The organism is Eudoraea sp., assembly GCF_039969275.1.
Lineage (GTDB): Bacteria > Bacteroidota > Bacteroidia > Flavobacteriales > Flavobacteriaceae > Eudoraea.
Genome location: NZ_JBDVOC010000017.1, coordinates 353,120 through 379,186 on the forward strand (window position 1 = coordinate 353,120; position 26,067 = coordinate 379,186).

A 26,067-nucleotide genomic window follows, 5' to 3' on the forward strand; every position below is an offset into this window, starting at 1 on the left:
GAAATATGATAATTGTATTTTTGATTTGTAATAGAAATAAATCCTAAAGATTTTTACCTTAGGAAAAAAATATAAGGCCATTACAATTGTTTCATTTTCTTTAAAATATAATTCTAAAATAAATGAAGTTTAATAAATTTTTTTTCATTCCCCTGGCAATAACGTTTTTCTTGCTATGCTCATCATATGATAAAAGAGATTCAGATCCTCCAGCGGATCAATTTACTGTAGTATTAGACGCAGGTCATGGTGGTCATGATCCGGGCAATTTGGGCAATGGCTATATGGAAAAGAATATTGCCTTAAGCATCGTATTAAATGTTGGCAGGAAATTAGAATCTATACCAGACATAAAGGTTATATATACAAGAAAGGATGATTCGTTTGTAGATCTATTTGTTAGAGGAGAAATTGCAAATAAGGCAAATGCAGACCTTTTCGTATCTGTACATTGTGATTCACACACTTCTGACGCCAATGGAGCCGGGACATTTGTACTGGGATTACATGCAAACAAGCAGAATTTTGAAATTGCAAAAAAGGAAAATTCCGTGATTTATCTTGAAGATAATTACGAATCTCGCTATGCTGCTTATGATATTAACTCTCCTGAATCTGTAATTGGCTTAACTATTATGCAGGAAGAATTTCTGGATCAAAGCGTTATGCTTGGCAAGATGATGCAGGACAATTTTTCTAAAAATTTGAGTCGAAATGACAGAAAAGTTAAGCAGGCCGGTTTTATTGTTCTTCATCAAACTTTTATGCCCAGTGTTCTTATCGAAACAGGTTTTCTTACTAATAAGTCGGAAGGAGTATACCTAAACTCTAAAAAAGGGCAGGAAGAAATGGGCAATGCCATCGCGGATGCTATTATTAATTATAAAAATAACACCAGGATTAATCTGGAGGATGCTACATCTCCTGAGGAAATCACGACCATAAAAAATGTGGAGGAGACACCTGTAAATGAGGTAATTGTAGCTGCGGAACCAGAAATATTACCTGCCACTGATATAAAAAACGAGGCTATAAAGAAGGAAATCATGGAACCAATTGTTGTAGTTTCTTCTGATTTACCTCCAGCCGAAACTGCTGTAACTAACCAAAATAAAACCGAGGAAGTTTTAACAAAAGAAGAGGATAAACCATTGCCAAAAAAAGAAGTACCCGAGGAAGAGGTTAGAGAAATACCCTTAACTATTACTGAAGAACCCATTCCTGAACCAATAGTTGAGAAGAAAAAAGAAGAAGAGGTTAGAGAAATACCCTTGACTATTACTGAAGAACCCATTCCTGAACCAATAGTTGAGAAGAAAAAAGAAGAAGAGGTTAGAGAAATACCCTTGACTATTGCTGAAGAACCCATTCCTGAACCAATAGTTGAGAAGAAAAAAGAAGAAGAGGTTAAAAAGGAAGAAGTTGTCTCAGAGGCTAAAATAGTCTTCAAAGTACAGTTGTTGGCCAGTTCAAAGGTTTTACCGTTGCTTTCCGAGGAATTTAACGGATTGAGTACACTTTCAACAGAGCGTTATAAGAACCTTGTGAGATATATGTATGGAAAAACCAATTCTTATTCTCAGGCAAAATTATATAAGGCGAATGCCGATGCCAAAGGATATCCTACTTCCTTTATAGTGGCCTACAAGGATGGGAAAAGAATACCCGTTCCAGAGGCTTTAAAATACGTCTCTGAATAATGACAGGTCTTGTAAAATTTATTTCTAATTTTGTTTGTAATTTAAATCGAATAGATTGAAGCTATCCAGGGAAGTTAAAACAGGAATAATAGTTATTGGAGGTATTTTGCTGTTTGTCATGGGCTTCAGTTTTCTTAAAGCAACCCCGATTTTTAACAATAGTAAAACCTTTTACGCCGTTTACAGTCACGTAGGTGGTTTGCAACCCGGAACACAGGTATCTATTAATGGATTCAATGTGGGGAATGTGAATAAAATTAGTTTTAAAAATGGTAGTGGTAACCTTCTTGTTACTTTTTCTGTCGACAGTGATTTTGAATTTTCTAAAAATAGCATTGCAGAGCTCTATGATACTGGGATTATAGGAGGTAAAGGAATACAAGTAAATCCGGTATTTGACGGTGCGCCAATTGCACAATCCGGGGATACTTTATCATCTAATATAAAGCCTGGACTAACAGATTTGCTACAGCAAAAATTGGCACCATTGCAGTCGAAAATAGAAGGGGCTGTCTCCAATGCGGATTCTTTGTTATTAAATTTCAATGACGTATTGGATGAAGAGACAAAGAGAAACTTAAGAGAAAGTATCAAGGGGCTTAATGCTACCGTTCAAAGTTTTCAATCGAGTGCTGCCACTCTAAATTCATTATTGGCGGATAATAAAAATAGCCTGGACAGTTCAATTACGAACATTAACACAATTACCACTAACTTTTCAGTACTCTCGGATTCTATCGCACAGGTGGGACTGGCCAATACTATAAGAAGTTTGGAGTCTACAATAAGTAATTTGGATAAAATGTTAGCCAAAATTGAAAAAGGCGAAGGTACACTTGGTAAATTGGTAAATAATGAGGAGCTGTACAACAATCTGTCTGAGGCTTCCAAAGAGTTAGACCTCCTTCTTCAGGATTTTCGTTTAAATCCTAAGCGCTATGTAAATGTTTCAGTTTTTGGGAAAAAGCAAAAAGAATATGAGATTCCCGAAGATGATCCTGCAACAAATAAACCTAATGAATAGATGCAGTATCTGCCAAATGTAATTTTCCTTATTATATTATTAGCCGGGATTGGTTATTTCGCCATGAACGTAAAGAAGCTTAGCAGGAATATTAACCTGGGTAGAGGTGGAATGCCTTCAGATAATAAGCCACAGCGTTTTAAGAATATGGCCCGTATAGCTTTAGGGCAAACTAAAATGGTTGTAAGACCAATAGCAGGTTTTTTGCATGTTATTGTTTATCTCGGTTTCATTATAATAAATATTGAGGTTCTGGAGATTATTATTGATGGTATTTTTGGAACCCATAGAGTTTTTGCACCCCTTGGTAAACTTTACAACATCCTTATAGCTTCTTTTGAAGTGCTTGCTTTTTTGGTAATACTAGCGGTAATTATCTTCTGGTTAAGAAGGAATTTCATTAGGATAAAACGCTTTATTAAGCCTGAAATGAAAGGCTGGCCAAAAATGGATGCCGATCTTATTTTGTATATAGAATTGGTTTTAATGGCTTTGTTCCTAACTATGAACGCTGCTGATTATCAATTACAGTTCCTGGATACTCCTCATTATACAAAAGCAGGACTTTTCCCTGTCAGCCAATTTATTATGCCTGCATTTGATGGATTATCTATTAGCACTTTAATTTTCATAGAACGTACTGCCTGGTGGATGCATATCGTTGGAATATTGGCCTTTCTGAATTATTTGTATTATTCGAAGCATTTACACATATTACTTGCCTTTCCAAATACTTATTATGGAAAACTTACTGCTCAGGGTCAGTTTGATAATCTTGAAGCAGTAACCAAAGAAGTGAAATTGATGATGGATCCTAATGTTGATCCGTTTGCGACACCAGTGGAAGATGCCCCTCCTCCGGATAAATTTGGAGCTTCTGATGTTATGGATCTTAGTAAGGTGCAGCTGTTGAACGCGTATACATGTACAGAATGCGGAAGGTGTACCAGTGAATGTCCGGCAAACCTTACTGGAAAGAAACTATCACCAAGGAAAATAATGATGGATACTCGTGATAGGTTGGAGGATGTTGGCAGTAATATGGATGCGAATAAAGGAAAATTCGTTGAAGATGGCCGTCAATTATTGGGGGATTTTATTTCACCTGAAGAATTATGGGCTTGTACCTCCTGCAATGCATGCGTAGAAGCATGCCCTGTAAGCATTGACCCATTATCTATAATAATTAGTATGCGTCAGTATCTGGTTATGGAACAATCGGCTGCGCCAAGTGAACTCAATGTTATGATGGGAAATATTGAAAATAATGGAGCACCCTGGCCATTTAATCAAATGGACAGGCTTAATTGGGCCGATGAATCTTAAAAAGCATAATAAACAAGATTATGAATGAGGAGTTGAAAGTACCGACTATGGCAGAGCTTTTTGCTGCAGGTAAACAGCCTGAAGTTTTATTTTGGGTGGGTTGCGCTGGTAGTTTTGATGACCGGGCTAAAAGAATCACCAAGGCTTTTGTGAAAATACTTCAGAAGGCTGATGTGAGTTTTGCGGTTCTTGGAACTGAAGAAAGTTGTTCTGGGGATCCTGCAAAACGGGCAGGAAATGAGTTTTTGTTCCAAATGCAGGCGGTAACCAATATTGAAGTGATGAATGCCTACGGAATAAAAAGTATTGTAACTGCTTGTCCCCACTGTTTTAATACTTTAAAAAATGAATATCCGGGATTAGGAGGTAATTACAAGGTTATGCACCATACCCAGTTCATAAATATGTTATTGGAAGATGGTAGAATTACCCTGGAAGGTGGCAGCTATAGAGGTAAACGTATTACCTTTCATGACCCTTGTTACCTTGGAAGGGCCAACAACGTATATGAGACACCAAGAAATATCATAAAAAAACTTGATGCCCAACTGGTTGAAATGAAGAATTGCAGGAAAAAGGGTTTATGTTGTGGAGCCGGGGGGGCACAAATGTTTAAAGAATCAGAGCCAGGAGATAAGGATGTAAACATTGAACGTACTGAACAAGCCTTGGAAATTCAGCCAGAAATTATTGCTGCGGCCTGTCCGTTTTGCAATACAATGATGACCGATGGAGTAAAGAATAAAGAAAAAGATGCCTCCATAAAAGTTATGGATATCGCTGAACTGATAGCTAATGCCGGGGATATTTAATCAGATTAAAAGAATTGTTTCTGACAATATAAATTCAATTAAAACGAAAAAGAACAAATGTTGGTAGATTTTGAATCATTAACCGAAACAGCAAGAGTTTGGATATACCAGGCTAACAGAAGTTTTTCGAAAGAAGAGCTTGTTGAAATAACAGCCGCCCTGGACAGATTTATTTCTGAATGGACTGCCCATGGAAGCGACCTTAAGGCAGGGTATGAAATTAAGTATAAACGTTTCATTATAATTGCTTTGGATCAGAATTTTGCCTCTGCTTCAGGTTGTTCAATTGATGCATCTGTACATTTCATCCAACAACTCGAAAAGGAATATGATGTAGATTTATTGGATAAGATGAATGTTTCCTATAAACAAGGCATACATATTGCATATAAGCCTTTAGGAGATTTTAAGAAAATGGCTAAGGATAGGGCTGTTTCTAAAAACACTATAGTTTTTAATAATTTGGTTACCAATAAATATGAATATTTAAATCATTGGGAAGTACCAGCGTCTGATAGTTGGCATAGCCGTTTTTTATAAAATTGTGTTTATAGCCTGATTAGACGCTTTTGCCACTCTAATTAACCCACCATGGCTACATTAATGAACAAAAAAACAATATTTAATTTTGTTTTAAGTTAGTACCTAGAATATAATATTTATGGGGAAATACCTACTTTCTTTTCTATTCTTTGCTTTATTACTGGTTGCCCGAGGTCAATATTCACCGCTGGTGACAGCTGATACTTTGTCCCAGAAAGAGTGGGTCAATGACAAGTATAGTGCCATGTCTCTGGAAGAAAAGATTGGGCAACTGTTTATGGTAATAGCATCTTCTGAAGAAGGTGAAGCTGCGGCACAAAGAATTAAGGGATTAATAAGGGATCACGCAATAGGAGGATTGATTTTCTCAAAAGGAGGCCCTATGCGGCAGGCTAAACTCACTAATGAATACCAGTCCTTATCAAAAATTCCTCTTCTCATTGGAATGGATGCTGAATGGGGCCTGGCAATGAGACTCGATTCAACTTACGCATTCCCATGGAACATGACTCTGGGCGCAATAGCAGATACTGCAATTGTTTCAAAAGTGGGGTATCAAATAGGCCGGCATGCAAATCGACTTGGGGTTCATATAAATTTTGCACCTGATATAGACATAAATATAGATCCGAGAAACCCCATTATAGGGAATCGATCTTTTGGTGAGGACAGAGAGAATGTTGCGCTAAAAGGGATTGCTTTTATGAAAGGCATGGAAAGTGCCGGAGTACTATCAAGTGGGAAGCATTTTCCTGGTCATGGGGATACTTTTGTTGATTCACATAAATCCCTGCCTACTTTAGATTTTACAAGGCAACGATTAGACAGTATTGAATTGTATCCCTATAAAAAGCTTATAAAAGAGGGACTTAGCAGCGTTATGGTTGCCCATTTAAATGTACCGGAATTGGAGCCTGAAAATAAGCGGCCTTCATCTTTATCCAAAAAGATTATCACCAACTTGCTTAAAAATGAATTGGAATTTGAAGGGCTGATATTAACTGATGCACTTAATATGAAAGGGGTCTCGGACTTTGCAAGTAATGGGATAACTGAATTAGAAGCATTTTTATCGGGTAATGATATTTTGCTAATGCCTAAGGATTTCAAAAAAAGCAAGGATACCTTTTTAAAGGCCTATAGGAAAGGACTGATATCTGAACGGCGCCTGGCATACTCCGTAAAAAAAATATTAATGGCCAAATTCAAAGCGGGGTTACATGACTACAGTCCAATAGAAACAAAGTACCTCCTTGAAGACCTGAATAGTCCTGAAAATGATGTTATCTATGAAGAGGCAATAGAGAATGCTATTACTGTAATTAGCGATAAACTAAACATTATTGGCATCAAAAAACTTGAAAACAAGAAAATTGCCTATGTAAAATTTGGGGATGGAGTAAATACGCCATTTTTGGAAACCTTAAATAAGTATGCTAAAGTAACGCAGGTAAATGGTAAAGATATTTCTACCCTTAAAAAGAAACTTTTTGATTTTAACCTCATAATAATAGGGCTTCATAAGAGTAATGAAAGTCCCTGGAAACCATATAAATTTTCTCAAAAAGAACTTTTTTGGCTTCAGGAAATTTCCAGGCAAAGGACTTCTAATGTTGTACTTACCGTATTTGCCAAGCCTTATGCGTTGTTGGATATTGTCTCATTTACGGGTATAGACGGTGTAATTATGGCCTATCAGAATAGCAAACTTGCTCAGCAGAAAGCAGCGGAAGTGCTCTTTGGTGCAATTCCCGGGAAGGGAGTATTGCCAGTTACTGTAAGTCCGGAGTTTCCCGTGAATACTTCGGTTAAAACCCAATCTTTAAGGCGTTTGGGGTACAGTACGCCCGAAAGAGTAGGAATGAGTTCTTTAAAACTTGCTGAGGTTGATCAGTTGGTACAAAATGGGTTAGATTCCTTAATGTACCCCGGAGCCCAGGTCCTAATTGCAAGAAGGGGCAAAGTAATTTATAATAAAGCTTTTGGTAAACCTACTTATGAATCTAAAGCCGAATTAACCACTAATAACCTCTATGACCTTGCGTCGCTTACGAAAATACTCTCCACCCTTCCGGCCATTATGAAGATGGAAGAAGATGGCAAAATAGCCCTAAATGATACTTTTCAGGATTTAATACCGGAATATGCAGACACAGAGCTTAAAGATGTAACGGTGCTGAAATCTTTAAGTCATTATGGCAGACTACCCTCCTGGATTGCATTCTATTTGAAGACGCTAAATGATAAGAGGAGGCCTTCTCCGGAATTCTATAGAAATAGTCCCTCAGATGGATTTTCCATAAAGGTTACCGAGAATATGTATCTGCAAGACGCTTATAAAGATTCTATTTATGATCGAATAGGAAGACAAAACCTTAAGTCTAACAGATACCGATATAGTGATGTTCCTTACTACATATTTAAAAAATATATTGAAGACAACTATAATTCCGGCTTGGATAATTTGATGGATAATTTTCTTTTCAAGCCTATGGGAGCTAACTACACCACGTATAATCCACTGGAAAAATTCCCGGTCAATATGATCGTTCCATCCGAGGTGGATACTTATTACAGATACCAGCTTGTTCAGGGTTATGTGCACGATATGGGGGCAGCAATGCAAGGTGGAGTAGGAGGTCATGCAGGCCTGTTTAGCAATGCCAACGATGTGGCAAAAATTATGCAAATGTACATTCAGGGAGGCTATTACGGAGGTGATCGTTTTCTAGATTCCCGAACCATAGAAAAATTCAATAAGTGCTATTTCTGTGATAAAAATGTGCGACGAGGTGTGGGATTCGATAAACCGCAACTTGTAGAAAAAGGTCCGACTTGCGGTTGTGTGTCCAGAAAAAGTTTTGGACATAGCGGTTTTACAGGCACTTTTACCTGGGCCGATCCTGAAGAAGAGATAGTATATGTTTTTCTATCCAACAGGACCTACCCATCTGCTACAAACAGGCTTTTGGTGAAATCAGAGCTAAGGACAAGGATTCAGAAGGCAATTTATGATTCTCTTATCAATGAGGGAGGAAATTAAATATTAGATTTGTATTAAAGCAGCGTTGTTTCTTTTTCAAAACTTTTAAGAAGTTGATGTACAGCGTTAAAACCGTTAATTAAATGAAAATAGCTATAGTTTGCTACCCGACTTTTGGTGGGAGTGGTGTTGTTGCTACAGAATTGGGGATAGCCTTGGCCAATAGGGGACACGAAATACATTTTGTCACATACAGGCAACCCGTTAGGCTTGAATTATTAAGTAATAGAATTCATTTTCATGAGGTACATGTGCCAGAATACCCTCTTTTTCACTACCAACCATATGAACTTGCGCTTTCGAGTAAACTGGTTGATACAATAAAGCTCTACGGCATAGAATTACTTCATGTTCACTATGCAATACCACACGCCTATGCAGGATATATGGCAAAGAAAATTCTGGAAGAAGATGGAATTTATATTCCCATGATTACAACCTTGCATGGTACAGATATTACACTGGTGGGGAACCATCCGTTTTACAAACCTGCAGTAAACTTTAGCATTAATAAAAGTGATGTAGTAACCTCAGTATCAGATGATTTAAAACAAAAAACATTAGATTTTTTCGATGTTAAAAAAGAAATTGAGGTTATTCCAAATTTCATTGATAAAACAAAATACAGTTTAGATTTTACGGACTGCCAGCGATCATTAATGGCAGAGGATAATGAGAAAATAGTTACTCATATTAGCAACTTTAGAAAAGTAAAACACATACCGGATGTTATTCATGTTTTTAATGGCATTCAAAAGCAATTAGAAGCTAAATTAATTATGGTTGGTGAGGGCCCGGAAAAGGAGCATGCCGAGCTATTATGTGAACAATTGGGAATTACAGATAAGGTGGTGTTTTTAGGCAATAGTAATGAGATTGATAGAGTCCTGTGCTTTTCGGATTTGTTTTTGTTACCTTCTAAATCGGAAAGTTTTGGTTTAGCGGCTCTGGAGGCAATGATTAACAGGACTCCTGTAATATCCAGTAATACGGGTGGTATTCCGGAAGTAAATATTCATGGGGTAACCGGCTATTTGAGTGATGTTAGCGACGTGGATGATATGGTTAAAAATGCATTAAAAATACTAAGTGATGATGCCGTTCTTGCGGAATTTAAGGAGAATGCCCATCAGGTAGCCCTAAATTTTGATATAAAGAATGTAATGCCCCTTTACGAAGCTTTATATGAAAAAGCTTATAAGGCCCACTATAATAGTACCTATTAATGTAATTTCTCATGAAAACTCTTATTTTAGGATTATTGATATTGGCGGGGACCTGTGGAAGTCAAAAGGATAAGGATAAAAACACAAATTACCAGGAGTTGGACGATAATCCATTAACACTAATTTTAAGTGATAATTATGGGGGCTCAGAAACTGAGCAATTATTGGTCCTACGAGATAAGAAGGCCTTAAAAAATTTCTTTACCGAAGTAAATATGACCAGAAAACCTGGACTTAAAATTCCTGAAATAGATTTTAGTACGGAAATGGTTGTTATCTATTGCAACGGAAAAACATCTGATACACCTACATCACGGATTAGAGGAGTCCTGGTAGAGGATAATCGGATGATTTTAGACATAGAAAACACGAAAGATAATAAGTCACCATCCACCGCCATCCTAATGCCCTTTCATCTATATAAAATGCCACTTACCGAGAAGGAAATTGTCCTTGATAATAATAAGTAATTATCAATAGTAATAAATAGGTTTCATATCGAATAAAATTGCACCTCAACTTACTTTGCAGGAATTGTATTTAATGGGAAGTAATTTTGTAATGTAATACTCCTAAATCATTACATTATGAAATCCTACTTAACAAGCGCTATCGCTATTCTTTTCTTAGGGACAACTTCATTTTACGCACAGGAAGAAATTCAATCGACACAACAGGAATTACTACCGTTGGATCAACAGGAAGAACTACAGCTGACCGCTAAAGACAGTATGGTGGTAAGCTCATGGATGGTGGGTTTGGGCTGGAATTTTGTCAATGATTCGGGGGAACGAACGAATAATATTACCACAATTAAAGATCGGTGGAATGGTGTAGCTTTTCCTTCCAGAATTAATATTGGCCGTTATTTTAGAAGTGGCATAGGTTTGGAAGCTATTGCCACCTATAACAAATACAAAGAAGGTAATATCATAGACGGCGTAGTTAATCCTGAGGATAAGGACTATTTTGGTTTTGATACCAGGCTTAGCTATGATTTAAACAAACTATTTGGGCAGACGGGTTGGTTTGACCCTTATGTGGGTGTAGGAGTTGGTTATACCTATGCCAATGACCTATCCAGAGGTACTTATAATGGAGTTATAGGCTTTAGAACGTGGTTTTCGGATAGATGGGGACTGGATTTTAGTTCTTCAGGGAAATGGTCCTTTGGAAATGAAGCTTCCAACCATGTACAGCACGCTGTAGGCGTTGTTTATCAATTTAATATTGAAAAAGATCTTACCAAAAAGGGTCGCGAAAAATTAGCTTTAATTAAAGCAATGGAAGAGGAGGCTAAACGTGTTTCAGATTCTATTGATGAGGCTTTAAAAGCCGAAGCTGCAGCTGCGGCACTTGCAGAAAGATTGGCAAGGGAAAAGGAGGAGGCAAGGCTAGCAATGGAAGAGAAGTCCAGATTGGATGCAGAAAAGAACAAGCTGCTCAATCTGCAAAATGAGATAGACGCATTGGGCTATGTATATTATAATTTTGATTCCTCTTATCTAAATGAGAAGTCAAAAAACACCCTCGACAAAGTAGCTGTTTTAATGCAGGACAACCCAACGTATTCCTTCTTGGTGGAAGCGCATGCAGATTCAAGAGGTCCAAAAAAATATAATTTATGGCTATCCGATAAAAGAGCTGAACGTGCAGTAGCGTATTTGGAGAGTAAGGGAGTTGCAAGTAGCAGGCTAAAGGCAATTGGTCATGGTGAAGAACAACCTGTAAATAATTGCGTTGACGGAGTATATTGCCCTGAAGAGCAGCATAGGCTGAATAGGAGATCATCAGTTATTATTAAGCTCTTGACAAATCAATATACCACAGACTCCGGTAATAGGAAATAGAAAAAATCCAGTCAAAGAGTTCGTAGCAAATCCTTTAATGGAAGGATATTTTTTAACTCTAAATCTTTTATCATTATAAAATTGTATGCTTAAATATTTTGGTACAATTTTAATTGCGTATAAACTATTTTCTAGCCTTTTTATATTGGTATCTTTTTTTGAAACCCAAATTAGTTCTCCCGAGTCTATTACTTTTATTTGATCGCAACTTTCATTTAAGAATTCATATTATAAATATATCTTAATTAATGATTTCGTTATTTTTCCAATTATAGTTCTTAAGTTTTTTCATTTTTGTGTAATAGTAAAGACTATCCAATTGGAGTATACCGCCAATAATACCTTTGTAACGTAAAAATTGTTTAAAAGTTAACTTTCTAGTCACTAGAAAGTTAACTTTTAAACAATTTAATAGTAATTTTGGTGGAAATTCCGACTTTGAATTTAAAAGTGGAATCTTTTTCAGACTCCCATGGTATTAAGGAGTATAATTTATGGCTATCCAAGCGAAGTGCAGAAAGTACTGTGAATTATTTAATTGCTAAAGGAATCGATGTCAGTAGATTGTCTTATGAGGCTTATGGTGAAAAACAATTAGCAAACCATTGTGACAACCACACCTATTGCTCTGAGGAAAAGCACAAGATGAATAGAAGGTCCGAGTTTACTGTGATAGAATTTTAAAAAAAATCACCAATATGCCTAATGATTTTAAGATTAAGAACCTTTCACCCCCTTTTATCATCTGGAAAATGGAAACCGGTTATTAACGAAATGTAGTTTAGTATGCTTTTTGAGATATTGAAAAAAAACGAATGGGTCGAAATTTTGTCAGAAATAGAAAATTATGATTGTTATCATACTTATGACTATCATGCCATAAATAGAAAACCTGATGAAAAAGGAGTATTATTGGTATACCGGTCAAGTGATATCTTGATTGCACTTCCTTTGTTGATTAGACCTATTGAGGGTACTTCATATTTTGATGCCACCTCGGTTTATGGATATTCTGGCCCCATATTTAAAAGTTTTAGTACCGCAATGGATCTTTCTGATTTTCAACAATCACTCTATAATTACTTTAAAGACCAAAAAATTATAAGCGTTTTCTCAAGACTCAATCCTTTTATAGAAAATCAAATTAGTATTTTAAAAAATATAGGTAATGTTGAAGCGTTAAGTGATGTTGTAAATATCGATTTAACAAAAGACATTGACATTCAAAGACAATTATTTTCTAAAACAACAAAAAGGTATCTTAATAAGGTAAGGAAACTATGTTATACGAAAAAAAGTACTAGTCAAGAAGACATTCTAACGTTTGTAGATCTTTATTACGAAAACATGAATAGAGTGCAAGCAAAGGATTCCTACTACTTTGAGAAAGACTACTTTTTTAACATGATTGATTCCAAAGACTTCACTACGGAGGTCATTTTTGCTATTATGAACGAGACCGATGAAATTATATCAGCGGCAATGATAATGAGAACCAATGATATTATTCAGTACCATATATCAGGCACCAAAAACGACTATCTTCATCTCACTCCTATAAGACTATTATTAGATGAAACAAGAATATCGGGAACAAAGGAAAATTATAAATATTTTAATTTGGGAGGAGGCTTAGGGAGTGAATCAGATTCCCTGTTATATTTTAAATCTTCCTTCTCCAAAGATTTTAAGAAATTCAACGTTTGGAAATACATTGTTGATCACGATATTTATGACAGTTTAACGCTTAAGAATAATCAACAAAAAATTGATAATAATTTTTTCCCGTTATATAGATATAAAGGGTAGGTATTGTTGTATAATTGCAAGTTAAAATGCATAAATTTTTGCTACTTCTATTTTTGGAAATCTAATTATTGATGGGATAAAACTTAAAATTATTAATGTAAAAATTGATAATAAACAAAATTTTTTAAGAAGGATTTTTACTTTTTTGGTCTATAGTTTCTTCTCTATATATTATGCACTAACTTTAAAATGTGATTTGGTTATTTCGAGTTCCGGACACATAACGGCGGGTATCCGCAACCCTTCTTTTCGATCCAAATTTAAAACTAAAGATGACCTCAATATGACTGACGAAAAAAACCATAGTAAAGAAAAACTAAAAACTGTTTTTTATATTGATCCTATGAGCTATAGTAATTTGGCTCTGTATGATTACTCCTTGCTCTCAAATATGAAAAATATTGACTTGCATTATTTTTGTAATACAAAGTACGATTCAAATCGATTGTTAATCAAGTTTTATAAAATCTATAATTATAGTGACATGACAGGTTTTTTTAAATTCATTAGTTACTTAAAGTCACAATTTATCCTTTTCAAGTCTATAAAATTTAAATCACCATTAATTGTTCATTTTCAGTGGCTAAAAGTTCCTCAAATTGATTACTATTTATTGAAATTAATAAAGCTAAATGGCGTTAAAATCATTATAACTGCCCATAATGTATTACCGCATGATACAGGGGATAGATATGAAGATATTTATAAAAAAATATATTCTTTAGTGGATGCGATAATTGTACATTCGAATAACACTGAAATAGAAATAATAGAAAAATTCAAAGTCTCCTCCAAAAAAATACATGTAATACCCCATGGGATACTTGATATAGGGCAAAATATTGATTCGAAAAAGATTGATTATTATGTTGAAAAGTTTAGGTCAGACTATGATCTGGATAAAAGAATTGTTTTTTCCGCGTTGGGTAAAATTAATGATTATAAGGGGTACGACTTGATAGTAGATGCATGGAATAAGGATAATGTTTCTAATAACGAACAATTAATGCTATTTATAGCAGGTAAAGGAAAGCATAGAAAATTGGATGAATTAAAAGGTAAAAAGAACGTTACAATATTAAATAGATTTCTTTTAGTTGAGGAATTTTTGGCTATTTTGAAACTTACCGACTTTGTTCTTCTCCCTTATACACGAATATCACAAAGCGGAATACTTTTAACAGCTATAAATGAGAAAAAAAGAGTTGTGGTGTCCAATATAGGTGGATTAGCGGATTCTTTTAAGTTTGGTGAAATTGGATATATCCTTCCGGAACTGAATTATATTGAATTGAACAAAGCAATAATGCATATGGCATTAAATGTAGATGCATATCCTAAGGAGGAAACATGGAATAAGATATTTGAATATTTTGACTGGGAAAATATTGGATTAAAAACACAGAATTTATACTCCACCTTATAATAAAGATCCTTCTTAGTAATGGCGGCCATTGATAGATAAATAAAACAAAAACATTGATAACAAAATATTTTCTTCATAACCTGGGTTCGATTAATATTCATTAAAGAAGAGGTAGGAAAAAAGGCAGATTTTCACCACAGCAGATCGCTAAGAACTTAAAGGAGTTCGATAATGGTAAGGGTGAGATATTAAGCTTGTGCATCAAATGGGCCATTGTGGAGGACAGGGAACCGTTAAGAAACAAGAACTTTATGAAGAAAATATGCTGTAGGCTATTTGCCGACAAGGGTTATATAGGCCAAGAGCTTTGGAAACTTCTTGGTCAATATCATCACCGGACTCATCACATATAGTTTCCTGCCCAAAAAACCAGCAATCAAATACTCCAAAATCAATACGGAAAAACGGACAGAGTTTAATTTACAGACCCATTCCAGATTTAAAATAAAACGAATATTAGAGCTCAATTTACTTTAGGAATTGCCATAACTCTTTCTTTAAAGCGATAGAAGACGGTAGTATCATCTTTCACATTTTTGTCAACAATCATACCGGCCTGGATAACATTATTGTTACCAACTTCAACATGTGGAATTACAAGTGATCTAAGTCCGAAATAGTTGTTATTCCCTACTTTGACGGATCCGGCAACGCCTGCCACGGAAAAAAAGTTATTGTCACCCACTACGCAATCATGGCTGATAAAGCAATACGAAGTAAGGAGGTTGTAACTGCCAATGGTTGCATATTCTTCAAGAATACAAAATGGGAAAACAATATTGCCCTCGCCAATATTAAGGTTTTCCGGCATTATAACACTATGATGGATAAAACTACCAAATTTGGCATTTTTTTCTTTGAGCGCTTTTATCATTTTCTGTTTAAATTCAATATCCATTACTGCAATTAAAACCTCTTCATCCGGTTTTGGTTCGTATACATCAATATCACATAGAACGGGCGCCTTGAAATTATATTTTTCATAATAGGGCTTTATATTTTCTTCATAATCGATATACCCTAAAATGTTAATTCTTTCCCCTTCGGATACTTTGGAATTATGGTCCTCAATATAAAATGTTACCTCTGCGGCACACCCACCGGTACCTAAAATTATTATGTTTTTCATGATATTGATATGTTTTAGCTGTTGTACTTAACCCAAATCTACTTTTTATTACTGGAAATAGCAATTCAATTTTTAAAGAACAGATTATAACTTACTTGAATTAGCGAAATGATCTATGGTTTTCGATTCAAGAACTTTTAAGAGGCATACTCTACATTATCAAGTGCCTTATTGATGGCATGGTCTATTGGGTCGTGGATATTACGGTTTATTCACCATTTATAAGCCAGTTGAATATTAAACTATGCTTCGATATACCGTTGTCAGGTAGTTCTTTGTTTATTTAGCTTTATCAATGGTTAGGACATACTACATTTTACTTTCAATCAGCTCCCTTAATCCTAATATGGTTCCTGAGTTCTCAATTTCCTCTGCTGAGAGGGGTACATTATATTCTGAGTCGCAAATTGCGATAATCGACAAAATGGTCAATGAATCCCAGGCATCGAATGATTCAAGCTCATCACTAAGCTCAACTGTTTCTTCTTCAAAGATTTCAGAAATTGATTCTATAAAATTTTCCATGGTTTAATTATCGTAATCAATAGTTTCACAAAAATCTAAATTACCCATTTCCATCAGTAATGAGGCCCAACTCAAACCTGCTCCAAACCCGGCTATACAAATTAAAAAAGAATCCGTCATTAGTTTTTCGCCTACATTGTAAGTAATACAGGTAGGAATGGAAACACCACTGGAATTGCCAAAATTCTCAACAACATTGTTTGGCATTTTACTATAAGGAATCCCCATTTTATCAGCAAGTTTTTTTAGCATAAATTTATTGGGCTGATGAAACATATAATAATCTACTTCGTCCTTGTTGCTACCTGCCTTATCCAGTAAGTTCTCAATCATGGGAGGAACTTCTTTTTGAACAAAATTAAAAACAACGTCCCCCTTCATGACCAAATGGTCCAACGCTCTAGAATTACCACTACTATCTGTTTCCAATTCTGCAGTTTTTGGTGTAGATGGCATCTTAAAACCACCTGCCGGAATTATCAGCGCATCAGCACCATTTCCATCTACGTTTACGGTGCCATATATAATATTATCAGACGGATTTTTTTCAACAATTGTGATGGCGGCGGCATCACCGGTTATTGGTCTGCTACCTCTATCTTTTACTGAAACCTTACGGCTCATGATATCGGCATTCAATACCACCACTTTATTCACCTCATCCTGTTCCAATAACATAAAAGCCTGATTTAGACCTATGGGATAGCCAGAACAAGCTTGATTGATGTCTAACAAGATCATATCCTGTTTTAGATTGAGCTTACCTTGAATGATATGGCTGGTTGCGGGCACAAAATAATCTGGGGATTGCGTCACTAATATTAGAGCATCTATGTCATCCTTTTTTAAAAGATTGTTATCAAAAAGATAATTCATGCCAAATACGCACAGATCCGACACCGTTGTCCCTTCTTTGACCACTCTGCGCTTTCCATAGCCCATAATCAACTTGAGCTTCATAGATTGACCTCTTGAGAAGTCATAATTATCGATCTCGTCGTCAAAATTGACTTCATTTTCGGGTAAAACTGTAAGGATGCCCGTAATTTTTTTATTATGAAATTTTAGGTTCATTCTGTAACACCATTTTTAATTAGCAATTGAAAAATACTATCGACATTTGAGAAATTTTCCGGTATAATTTCTGTTCCGTCAATGGAAATTCCAAATTCTTCATCTAGTGAAGCAACTAAACTTACAATATCAAATGAGTCCAACATACCCTCTTCAATAAAATTACTAGATGCTGCGAAGTCGAACTCCGGTCTAATTTCAGTTAGAAAGTCTAATATTTTTTTCTTCAAAATAAATTAAATATAATTAATTAATAAAGCTTCCATTTATTTGATAAAATTATGTATTATTTATTTTTTTATTTAATAAAGCTCTATCTATTTTTCCAGTTGTTGATTTAGGTAAAACGTCCATTTTAATATACCTTGTTGGAATCATGTGTTTTGACAAAACTTGTGCCAGTTTTAATCTAAAATCCTTAATGGATATTTCATTTTCAGACTCGTATATTAAAACAATTTCATTTTTGGCTCTGTCAAAAAATACTCCTGCATTTATAGTGTCAAAAACACTTAAAATATAATGTTCTATTTCCCCTAAATCAATTCTGTACCCCGATAGTTTTATTTGAAAATCTTTTCTACCTATATAAATATATTCACTTTTTTCATTTAAAAAAGCAATATCACCAGTTCTATATATCTTTTCAGGTACCGATTTATTCAATGGGTTTTGAACAAAAACAGCGTTCGTTTTTTCAAAATTGTTCCAATAACCAAGGGCAAGTGAAGACCCTCTAACACATAATTCACCTTTCTCTCCAACTTTACAAAGTTCATCCTTTTCATTTAGTATTAATATATCAGTATTTCTACATGGCTTACCAATAGGTAAAGACTCATTTTCATTGAATGACTCATCAACAATATGACAAATACATGTACCTGTTATCTCAGTGGGGCCATACATGTTTCCATAAACAATATTTTCATCTAAATTCTTAATCCAATAACCCAAGTGCTTAGGTGGCATAACCTCACCACCAAATAATACCTTTTTTACTGTTGGAATACTAATAGAACCAAGAAGTTTGAGATTAGCGATATTGACCAAAACCGATGGAACCCAAAAAATAAAATTTATCTTATTTTCTTTTATATAATCCAACAGAGTAGCGGGAAACATAAACTTCTGTTCAGGAATTATAAAGAGTGTTGCACCTTTAAAAATCATTAGATAGATGTCTAACGTAGACATATCAAATATGAATGGGGTTTGATTACCAATTTTTTCTTTTTCCGTTATGTCAAAAGTATCAACTACCCAATTTATATAATCAATAATGGACAAATGTGAAATAACAACTCCTTTTGGTACCCCTGTAGAACCTGAGGTATGCAATATATATGCGGGATCCGTATCTATACATTTTTGATAATTAAAACTTTCGTCAATATTGTTATTTTGTTCTAATTCATCAAGGTTGATAACATCAATATCTAAATTACATTTTTTTATGTTCGATATAAACCTATCATTTGTTATAATACATGATGGATTTAATGCTTTTAAAATGGCTTCAATTCTTGGGATAGGATTTTTCGTATCCAATGGAGTATAGCAATTGCCACTGTATAAAGTGCCTAAAAATGAAGCAATTGCATCATTGGTTTTGGGTAAATAAATAGCAACAGGGCTATTAATTGAATTTTTCTTTTTAGATATTTGAGTTGCAACAAGTTTCGCTTTTTGCTTGAGCTCCTTAAAAGTTAATTGAGAGGTACTGTCGACAAGTGCTAATTTATCAGGAAATAAATCAACAGTATTTTCAAAATATTCAATTAAATTAATCTTTATCATATTAGAGCATTAATACAAATAAAGCGACAATAGTAGCTACTGGTTATGAATAATTTCATTATAACGCCAAAGTGTTTAAATTGAAAATTTAGTTTACTTATAATATTATTCAAATTTTCACTCTATTATTCAATAAGTCAGTACCTAATGTTGAAGAATATGTTTTGAAGTTATTAATTATACAGAAACATTACATTGTAATGTTTCTGTATAATTTAATTAATAATATTAAGATCAGTCACATGATTAGCTAATAGCCCAAATACTTTTCTGGGAGAGGAAAATCTGGTGTAACACGTTGCCAATACATATTAAGAATCCACCATCTTTCTTTATGATAAGCTAATTGAATACTGTGAACATTTCTCACATAAGGCGTGTTGGCTTCCATCTCTTCTAAACTATGAAAAGACTCGCAAGTACTTATGACATGCGCTATGTTACCATAAGTTTCTTCGACCCTGCCTATTTCTCTTTCATAAAAGCCCGTTGTCCGCTTAGTCTCCATCCATTTTCCAATGCCATTAATATATTCGTCAGGAGATAAAAACTGAGGCCTTAATACGCCTTCCATATCATTTTCATATCGGATTAATTTTCCTTCAGGATGAAATAAAAACCTATAGAAATCCCAATCTCTGGGTTCATATGCTTTTCCCCCTATACAAGCATAAGAAGTTTTTATAATATCATCCATGGTTTGAACACTCTTTAAATACTCTTCTTTCATAATTGTTTTATTGTTTTAGGTTATAAATTTATTCAGGAATTAATGTTATTAAAAAACAGAACAGGCATCCTGTAAGTTTTTTACTATTTATAGTTTTTCAAAAATATAGACTTGATTATCTATTCTCTAAAGCTATATTTTAGAAGTATTTAGTTTTGAAAATTGAAAGTATTATTCCAGAAATTCTTTTGGAATAGGAAATTCGTCTGTTTCTCTGGACCAATACATACTAAGAACCCACCATCTTTCTTTATAATATGCTAATTGTACACTATGTACATTTCTTACATAGGGCTTGTTTTCTTTCATATCATTTTTACTATGAAAAGATTCACAGGTACTCCAAACATGTGCTGTATTACCATAGACTTTAGTAATTCTATGAATTTCTCTTTCATAAAAACCTGTTTTTCGCACAGTTGCAATCCACTTACCAATTGAATTTATAAAGTCATCTGGAGACATATATTGAGGCCTTAATTCTCCGTCTACAAAATCGTTTTCATAGCGAATCATCTGACCATTAGGATGATACAAAAACCGGTACAAATCCCAATCCCTGGCTTCTCCTGGTTCGCCGCCCATAGAATCATAAGTTGCTTTTATAATGCTATCGATGGTTTGTACTTTATCTAAATAATCTTTTTTCATTTGAATAAATATAAATTGCTTAACTCTTGATTTTGAAGTGCTACTATCTTATCCTTAAAATGAAATAATAGTCCATTTATTGTGTAAAGAAAACGATTTCATTTTCTTAATGATAATATTTAGGTTAAAAACCTTTAAACCTCGATAATGGACCAAAATAATATAACCAAATTGTAAATTGGAATTCACAAATCAATAAAATAAAAATCTACTTGTAGATGCCGCAAAAATCCAGCATCACCTTGTCCTTACTTTTGGGTAACATCTTAAACTCTTTATGGGCAACAAGGAATACGATGATATCGGCCTTTTCAAAAGCCGGTTTATAGTCTGTAAGTTTAAATACGTTATGCTCATTTATATTAGGTTCTACAATATAATATTCCTCATTATTCGCATTTTGTAAAACCCGTTGTACAATGTATTTTGCAGGGGACTCCCTTAGATCATCAATATCCGGTTTAAAAGCCAGACCCATTAACGCAATTGTAGGCTTCCTTCCATGCTGCAATTCAAATTGTAATTTAACATTTTGAACTTTTTCAGCGCACCAGAAAGATTTGTAATTGTTTACTTCTCTTGCAGTTCCAATAATTTTCGATTCCATGGGATAATCAGAAACGATAAAGTAGGGGTCGACCGCGATACAATGCCCTCCAACACCACATCCGGGCTGCAAAATGTCTACCCTGGGGTGCTTGTTCGCTAAATTAATGAGTTCCCATACATTAATATCTGCTTTATCACAAATCAACGACAATTCGTTGGCAAAGGCTATTTGAACATCTCTGGACGAGTTTTCCACCAATTTACACATTTCGGCTGTCCGTGCATTTGTTCTATGCAATTTTCCTTTTACATATTTGGCATAAAAAGCAACGGCTTTTTCCGTTGAGACCTTATCAATCCCTCCGATAACACGGTCGTTGTGCACCAATTCATACATCACATTGCCGGGTAATACGCGTTCAGGACAATATGCAATATGTAATTTTCCAGTGAGCTCAGGACGTTCTTCATATATATAGGTCATCATCTTTTCCGTAGTACCTATGGGAGAAGTAGATTCGATTATATATAAATCACCTTCTTTTAGCAATGGAAGTATTGCTGTGGTGGCAGAATGGACAAAAGAAATATCAGGCTCATTTTTGTCTTTAAAAGGTGTAGGAACAACAATTAAGTATGCATTTGCCTCAACAGGTGTTGTGGCAGCTTTCAAAAATCCTTTATTTACTGCGTTAGATACAGAAGTATCTAAAGATGGCTCCACTATATGGATTTCACCCCTATTGATTGTATCCACTACTTGTTGGTTGATGTCAACCCCATGTACATAGGTTCCTCCTTCTGCTATTAAAGCTGCTGTTGGCAGGCCAATATAGCCAAGACCAATCATTACTACTTCTGGTTTATTCATTACCCCAAATTTTTGATAAATTCAACAATTCGATTACTGGCTTTTCCATCTCCATAAGGGTTATGGAGCTTGCTCATTTTTTTATAACGTTCTGAATTCTGCATCAAATCCAAAGTTTCTGCAACAATTTTATTTTTATCAGTACCAACTAGAATTACGGTGCCAGCATCCACTGCTTCTGGTCTCTCTGTTGTGTCTCTCATAACAAGTACGGGTTTACCCAAACTAGGAGCTTCTTCCTGTACACCACCACTATCAGTGATTACGAGCTCGCAATTTTTCATTAGCCAAACAAAGGCTGGATACGCAAGTGGGGAAATTAGTTTAACGTTGTCTTGGTCGCCTAAAATATCATATACAGGTTTCTGCACTTTTGGATTTAAATGAACGGGATAAATGATCTGTACATTATCTACTGTTTTCCCAATTTCTTTTAAGGCTTCACAAATATTAATAAAGCCCTGCCCATGATTTTCCCTTCTATGACCAGTAACCAAAACGATTCGTTTAGTGAAATCGAGCTCGTTCTTTAGCTGCGTTATTTCAGGATCTTCAATGTTATCCACTCTGGAAACACTCTCGAATAGGGCATCTATAACCGTGTTACCGGTAATTAAAATGTTATTCTTTGAAATTCCTTCGTTCCGTAAATTATCAAAAGAAGTCTGTGTAGGGGCAAAATGATAGTCGGCAATATGCCCTGTAATGGTTCGGTTTATTTCTTCGGGAAAAGGAGCAAGTTTATTAAAGGTCCGTAATCCTGCTTCAACATGACATACCTTTGCGCCTGAATAGAATCCCGCGATACTGGATCCCATTGTGGTGGTTGTATCCCCATGGACATAAACATAATCCGGTTGAAATTCTTCAAGAACAGGCTGTAACCCTGTAATGATAGCAGCTGTCAGGCCATACAGGTTTTGACCCGGTTTCATAAGGTTCAGGTCAAAATCCGGTGTAATTTCAAAAAAATCCAGGACCTGATCGAGCATTTCACGGTGCTGTGCAGTTACACATACCTTTGTTTCAAAAGTTGGATTTTTTAAAAACTCTTTTACCAACGGAGCCATTTTTATCGCTTCAGGACGTGTTCCGAATATGATTAGATTTTTCTTTTTCATTCGTGTTGGGAATACATTTACAGTTTCTTATTAAATTAATAGCATGAGTTTTAAGGTATTACTACCTCGAAATTGCTATAATAATGTCAAAAGTAACTAATATGGCAAATCTTAATCCAATTAATTAGTTACGATACCAATATAAAAGACTAAAAGAAATAAAGTTAGAAACAATCGTTTTAATGATGATTTATTTTTTTAAAATCAAGAAATATTTATTTAAAGTCTACCGTCGACTCTCTCATTTGAGAATCCTTTTACGTCATATAAAACCCCAATTGGTTTAAGCATTTCCCTAAGATTCATTTGAAGAAACTCCTCATGGGCCACCGTAAGTACGATTGCATCATATTTACCATTAGGCATTACCTTCGAAGTATCCATATTATATTCATGCTTTACTTCTACAGGTGAGGCCCAAGGATCATATATGGACACATCTGTACCATAACTCCTTAGGTTATTTATGACATCAACAGCCTTAGTGTTTCTAACATCCGGACAATTTTCTTTAAACGTAATACCCAGAACCAATATTTTTGATCCTTTTACCTTGATATCATTTTGAACCATTAATTTTACAACTTCAGAAGCAACATACTTCCCCATACCATCATTCATTCTTCTCCCGGTTAATATAATCTCCGGGTGGTATCCAAATTGCTGGGCCTTTTGTGCCAAATAATAGGGATCAACCCCAATACAATGCCCGCCAACGAGGCCTGGTTTAAATGGTATAAAATTCCATTTGGTGCCTGCAGCCTCTAAAACGGCATGCGTATCAATAGCCATTAAATTGAATATTTTTGCCAACTCATTAACAAAAGCAATATTAATATCCCGCTGAGAATTTTCAATAACCTTGGCGGCTTCGGCGACTTTAATGCTAGGAGCCAGGTGGGTACCGGCCATAATAACTGAAGCATACAACTGATCAACTTTTTTTCCTATTTCAGGAGTAGAACCCGAAGTTACCTTTAATATTTTTTCAACAGTGTGTTCCTTATCACCCGGGTTGATACGTTCTGGGGAATAACCCACGAAAAAATCTTTATTGAATTTTAAACCACTACTATTTTCTAAAATAGGAACGCATTCTTCTTCTGTAACCCCCGGATAAACGGTTGATTCGTAAATGACTGTATCTCCTTGTTTTAAAACCTTACCCACAGTTTCACTCGACTTGTATAGGGGGGTCAGAATAGGCCTGTTAGTGCTGTCAACCGGAGTTGGAACGGTTACTATATAATAATCACAATCTTTTATTGCTTCCATTTCACAACTACAGTATAAGCCAGTTTCCATATTGGGATCTTCTTTTAACACTGCACGAAGAATGTTATCCTCTACTTCAAGAGTACTATCTTTGCCAGATTGCAGCTCTGCTACTCGATCGGAATTAATATCAAAACCAATTACGGGATATTTTGTAGCGAAAAGACGTGCCAAGGGTAGGCCTACATATCCCAACCCAATTACTGCTATTTTGGTCTTGCCCATGTTTAAGGAATAATTAAAATTTTAAATCTGTTTTTTCCCAATCTGATAGTATTCAAAGCCTTGTTTTTTAAGACTTGAATCGTTGTATTGATTGCGACCATCAAATATAACGGGTTCGTTTAATTGACTTTTCAATTCTTCAAAATCCGGAGATCTGAATTCCTTCCATTCTGTCAATAAAATCATGGCATCTGCATTTATTATTGTGTCATATTTAGAATGGTGATAACTAATATTTGGTACACCTTTTAGATAAAAGTGCTCTGCTTCTTCCATGGCTTTTGGATCATAGGCCTTAATTACAGCGCCCCTTTTAGTAAGTTCTTTTATTATATAAATGGCTGGTGCTTCTCGCATATCATCAGTTTGTGGCTTAAATGCCAATCCCCAAACTGCAAACGTTTTTCCTGTTAAGTCTTCTCCAAAGCGAGAAATTATTTTTTTTGCAATTACTAATTTTTGCCGATCATTTACGGTTTCTACCGCATTTATAAGTTCGGCTTTGTAACCGTGTTCTGCGGCCGTCCTGTGAAGTGCTTTCACATCTTTCGGGAAACAAGAGCCGCCGTAACCACTTCCCGGATAGATAAAGCTGTATCCAATTCTACTGTCAGAGCCGATCCCAATCCGAACTTTATTCACGTCCGCTCCAACCAACTCACAGATATTGGCAATTTCATTCATAAAAGAAATTTTTGTTGCTAACATTGCATTGGCCACATATTTGGTCATTTCCGCTGATCGGACATCCATAGTTATCAATCGATCCATACTACTCCTAAAGAAAGGAGCGTATAATGCGCGCATTTTTTCAGTAGTGGCTTTGTCATCCGAACCAATTACAACACGGTCGGGCTTCATAAAATCGTTTATGGCATCACCTTCCTTTAAAAATTCCGGATTAGACACTACATGAAATTCAATTTCTTTATTTCGCTTTTTTAGTTCATTTTCAATGGCAGCAATTACCTTATCAGCCGTACCTACCGGTACGGTGGACTTGTCAACTATTATTAGAGGGTGATGCATATGCTTGCCTATTTCCGAAGCCACCTGTAATACATACTGCAAATCCGCAGACCCATCTTCACCCATTGGAGTACCAACAGCAATAAAGGCTATATCGCACTTGTCTAAATTCAATTTCAGATCTGTACTAAAATGTAAGGTGTTATTGTCCACATTTCTTTTGACCATGGCCTCTAATCCGGGCTCATAAATAGGTATGATCCCTTTCTTCAGGTCAGCTATTTTCCTGGCATCAATATCAATACAAGTAACATTGTTACCCATTTCGGCAAAGCAGGTGCCACTAACTAAGCCTACATAACCTGTTCCTATTACAGTTAGGTTCATCA

General features: G+C 35.2%; 23 protein-coding genes and 1 pseudogene. 13 read left to right on the plus strand and 11 right to left on the minus strand.

The genetic code is table 11. The features are described 5' to 3' along the window. Positions 1-122: 122 nt before the first annotated feature. The 13 genes and pseudogenes from ABJH90_RS17075 to ABJH90_RS17135 all read left to right on the plus strand — a co-directional run. A pseudogene (locus ABJH90_RS17075) lies at positions 123-887 on the plus strand (N-acetylmuramoyl-L-alanine amidase); the annotation flags it as partial. A gap of 868 nt (positions 888-1,755) precedes the next feature. Beyond that, positions 1,756-2,724, plus strand: coding sequence for an MlaD family protein (locus ABJH90_RS17080; protein ID WP_348140269.1), 969 nt, complete (start codon positions 1,756-1,758; stop codon positions 2,722-2,724). Further along, the gene (locus ABJH90_RS17085; protein WP_348140271.1) at positions 2,725-4,050 is read left to right on the plus strand and encodes a (Fe-S)-binding protein; all 1,326 of its coding nucleotides are present in this window, start codon (positions 2,725-2,727) and stop codon (positions 4,048-4,050) included. Between the two features lie 20 nt (positions 4,051-4,070). After that, entirely contained in the window at positions 4,071-4,862 is a 792-nt protein-coding gene (locus tag ABJH90_RS17090; protein WP_348140273.1) for a (Fe-S)-binding protein, read from the plus strand. A 57-nt stretch (positions 4,863-4,919) separates the two neighbouring features. After that, entirely contained in the window at positions 4,920-5,402 is a 483-nt protein-coding gene (locus ABJH90_RS17095; RefSeq protein ID WP_348140275.1) for an ABC transporter ATPase, read from the plus strand. A 121-nt stretch (positions 5,403-5,523) separates the two neighbouring features. Further along, positions 5,524-8,448, plus strand: coding sequence for a glycoside hydrolase family 3 N-terminal domain-containing protein (locus ABJH90_RS17100; RefSeq protein ID WP_348140277.1), 2,925 nt, complete (start codon positions 5,524-5,526; stop codon positions 8,446-8,448). Between the two features lie 83 nt (positions 8,449-8,531). Further along, entirely contained in the window at positions 8,532-9,674 is a 1,143-nt protein-coding gene (gene bshA, locus ABJH90_RS17105) for an N-acetyl-alpha-D-glucosaminyl L-malate synthase BshA (RefSeq protein WP_348140279.1), read from the plus strand. A gap of 11 nt (positions 9,675-9,685) precedes the next feature. After that, entirely contained in the window at positions 9,686-10,144 is a 459-nt protein-coding gene (locus ABJH90_RS17110) for a hypothetical protein (RefSeq protein WP_348140281.1), read from the plus strand. Positions 10,145-10,261: 117 nt separating this feature from the next. Continuing rightward, positions 10,262-11,524 carry an OmpA family protein gene (locus ABJH90_RS17115; RefSeq protein ID WP_348140283.1) on the plus strand — a complete coding sequence of 421 codons (1,263 nt, stop codon included), beginning with the start codon at positions 10,262-10,264 and terminating at the stop codon, positions 11,522-11,524. Positions 11,525-11,947: 423 nt separating this feature from the next. After that, positions 11,948-12,208, plus strand: a complete 261-nt coding sequence (locus ABJH90_RS17120) for an OmpA family protein (RefSeq protein ID WP_348140285.1) — start codon at positions 11,948-11,950, stop codon at positions 12,206-12,208. Between the two features lie 102 nt (positions 12,209-12,310). Next, a complete protein-coding gene (locus ABJH90_RS17125) occupies positions 12,311-13,333 on the plus strand; it encodes a GNAT family N-acetyltransferase (protein WP_348140287.1) in 1,023 nt (340 codons plus the stop codon). Positions 13,334-13,817: 484 nt separating this feature from the next. Continuing rightward, positions 13,818-14,759 carry a glycosyltransferase gene (locus tag ABJH90_RS17130; protein ID WP_348140289.1) on the plus strand — a complete coding sequence of 314 codons (942 nt, stop codon included), beginning with the start codon at positions 13,818-13,820 and terminating at the stop codon, positions 14,757-14,759. A gap of 215 nt (positions 14,760-14,974) precedes the next feature. Further along, positions 14,975-15,112, plus strand: a complete 138-nt coding sequence (locus ABJH90_RS17135) for a hypothetical protein (protein ID WP_348140291.1) — start codon at positions 14,975-14,977, stop codon at positions 15,110-15,112. A 110-nt stretch (positions 15,113-15,222) separates the two neighbouring features. Here the strand turns inward: ABJH90_RS17135 and ABJH90_RS17140 are convergent, their stop codons facing one another. The 11 genes from ABJH90_RS17140 to ABJH90_RS17190 all read right to left on the minus strand — a co-directional run bounded on the left by ABJH90_RS17140 (position 15,223) and on the right by ABJH90_RS17190 (position 26,065). Beyond that, positions 15,223-15,888 (minus strand): hypothetical protein, encoded by a 666-nt coding sequence (locus tag ABJH90_RS17140; protein ID WP_348140293.1) that lies wholly within the window; start codon positions 15,886-15,888, stop codon positions 15,223-15,225. Between the two features lie 309 nt (positions 15,889-16,197). Further along, complete coding sequence (locus ABJH90_RS17145) at positions 16,198-16,413, minus strand: acyl carrier protein (protein WP_348140295.1); 216 nt, start codon at positions 16,411-16,413, stop codon at positions 16,198-16,200. A 3-nt stretch (positions 16,414-16,416) separates the two neighbouring features. After that, positions 16,417-17,487 carry a ketoacyl-ACP synthase III gene (locus tag ABJH90_RS17150; protein ID WP_348140297.1) on the minus strand — a complete coding sequence of 357 codons (1,071 nt, stop codon included), beginning with the start codon at positions 17,485-17,487 and terminating at the stop codon, positions 16,417-16,419. After that, on the minus strand, positions 17,484-17,717 hold the full coding sequence (locus tag ABJH90_RS17155; protein ID WP_348140299.1) for an acyl carrier protein: 234 nt from the start codon (positions 17,715-17,717) through the stop codon (positions 17,484-17,486). Before ABJH90_RS17155 ends, ABJH90_RS17150 begins: the two co-directional genes overlap by 4 nt. A 49-nt stretch (positions 17,718-17,766) precedes the next feature. Then, positions 17,767-19,287 (minus strand): amino acid adenylation domain-containing protein, encoded by a 1,521-nt coding sequence (locus ABJH90_RS17160; protein WP_348140301.1) that lies wholly within the window; start codon positions 19,285-19,287, stop codon positions 17,767-17,769. A 250-nt stretch (positions 19,288-19,537) separates the two neighbouring features. Further along, on the minus strand, positions 19,538-20,017 hold the full coding sequence (locus tag ABJH90_RS17165) for a hypothetical protein (protein ID WP_348140303.1): 480 nt from the start codon (positions 20,015-20,017) through the stop codon (positions 19,538-19,540). 171 nt (positions 20,018-20,188) lie between these two features. Then, complete coding sequence (locus ABJH90_RS17170; RefSeq protein ID WP_348140305.1) at positions 20,189-20,668, minus strand: hypothetical protein; 480 nt, start codon at positions 20,666-20,668, stop codon at positions 20,189-20,191. A 208-nt stretch (positions 20,669-20,876) separates the two neighbouring features. Beyond that, entirely contained in the window at positions 20,877-22,088 is a 1,212-nt protein-coding gene (wecC, locus tag ABJH90_RS17175) for a UDP-N-acetyl-D-mannosamine dehydrogenase (protein ID WP_348140307.1), read from the minus strand. Next, a complete protein-coding gene (gene wecB, locus ABJH90_RS17180) occupies positions 22,088-23,209 on the minus strand; it encodes a UDP-N-acetylglucosamine 2-epimerase (non-hydrolyzing) (protein ID WP_348140309.1) in 1,122 nt (373 codons plus the stop codon). Before wecB ends, wecC begins: the two co-directional genes overlap by 1 nt. 219 nt (positions 23,210-23,428) lie before the next feature. Beyond that, a complete protein-coding gene (locus ABJH90_RS17185) occupies positions 23,429-24,709 on the minus strand; it encodes a nucleotide sugar dehydrogenase (RefSeq protein ID WP_348140311.1) in 1,281 nt (426 codons plus the stop codon). 21 nt (positions 24,710-24,730) lie between these two features. Then, positions 24,731-26,065, minus strand: coding sequence for a UDP-glucose/GDP-mannose dehydrogenase family protein (locus ABJH90_RS17190; RefSeq protein WP_348140397.1), 1,335 nt, complete (start codon positions 26,063-26,065; stop codon positions 24,731-24,733). Positions 26,066-26,067: the final 2 nt, after the last annotated feature.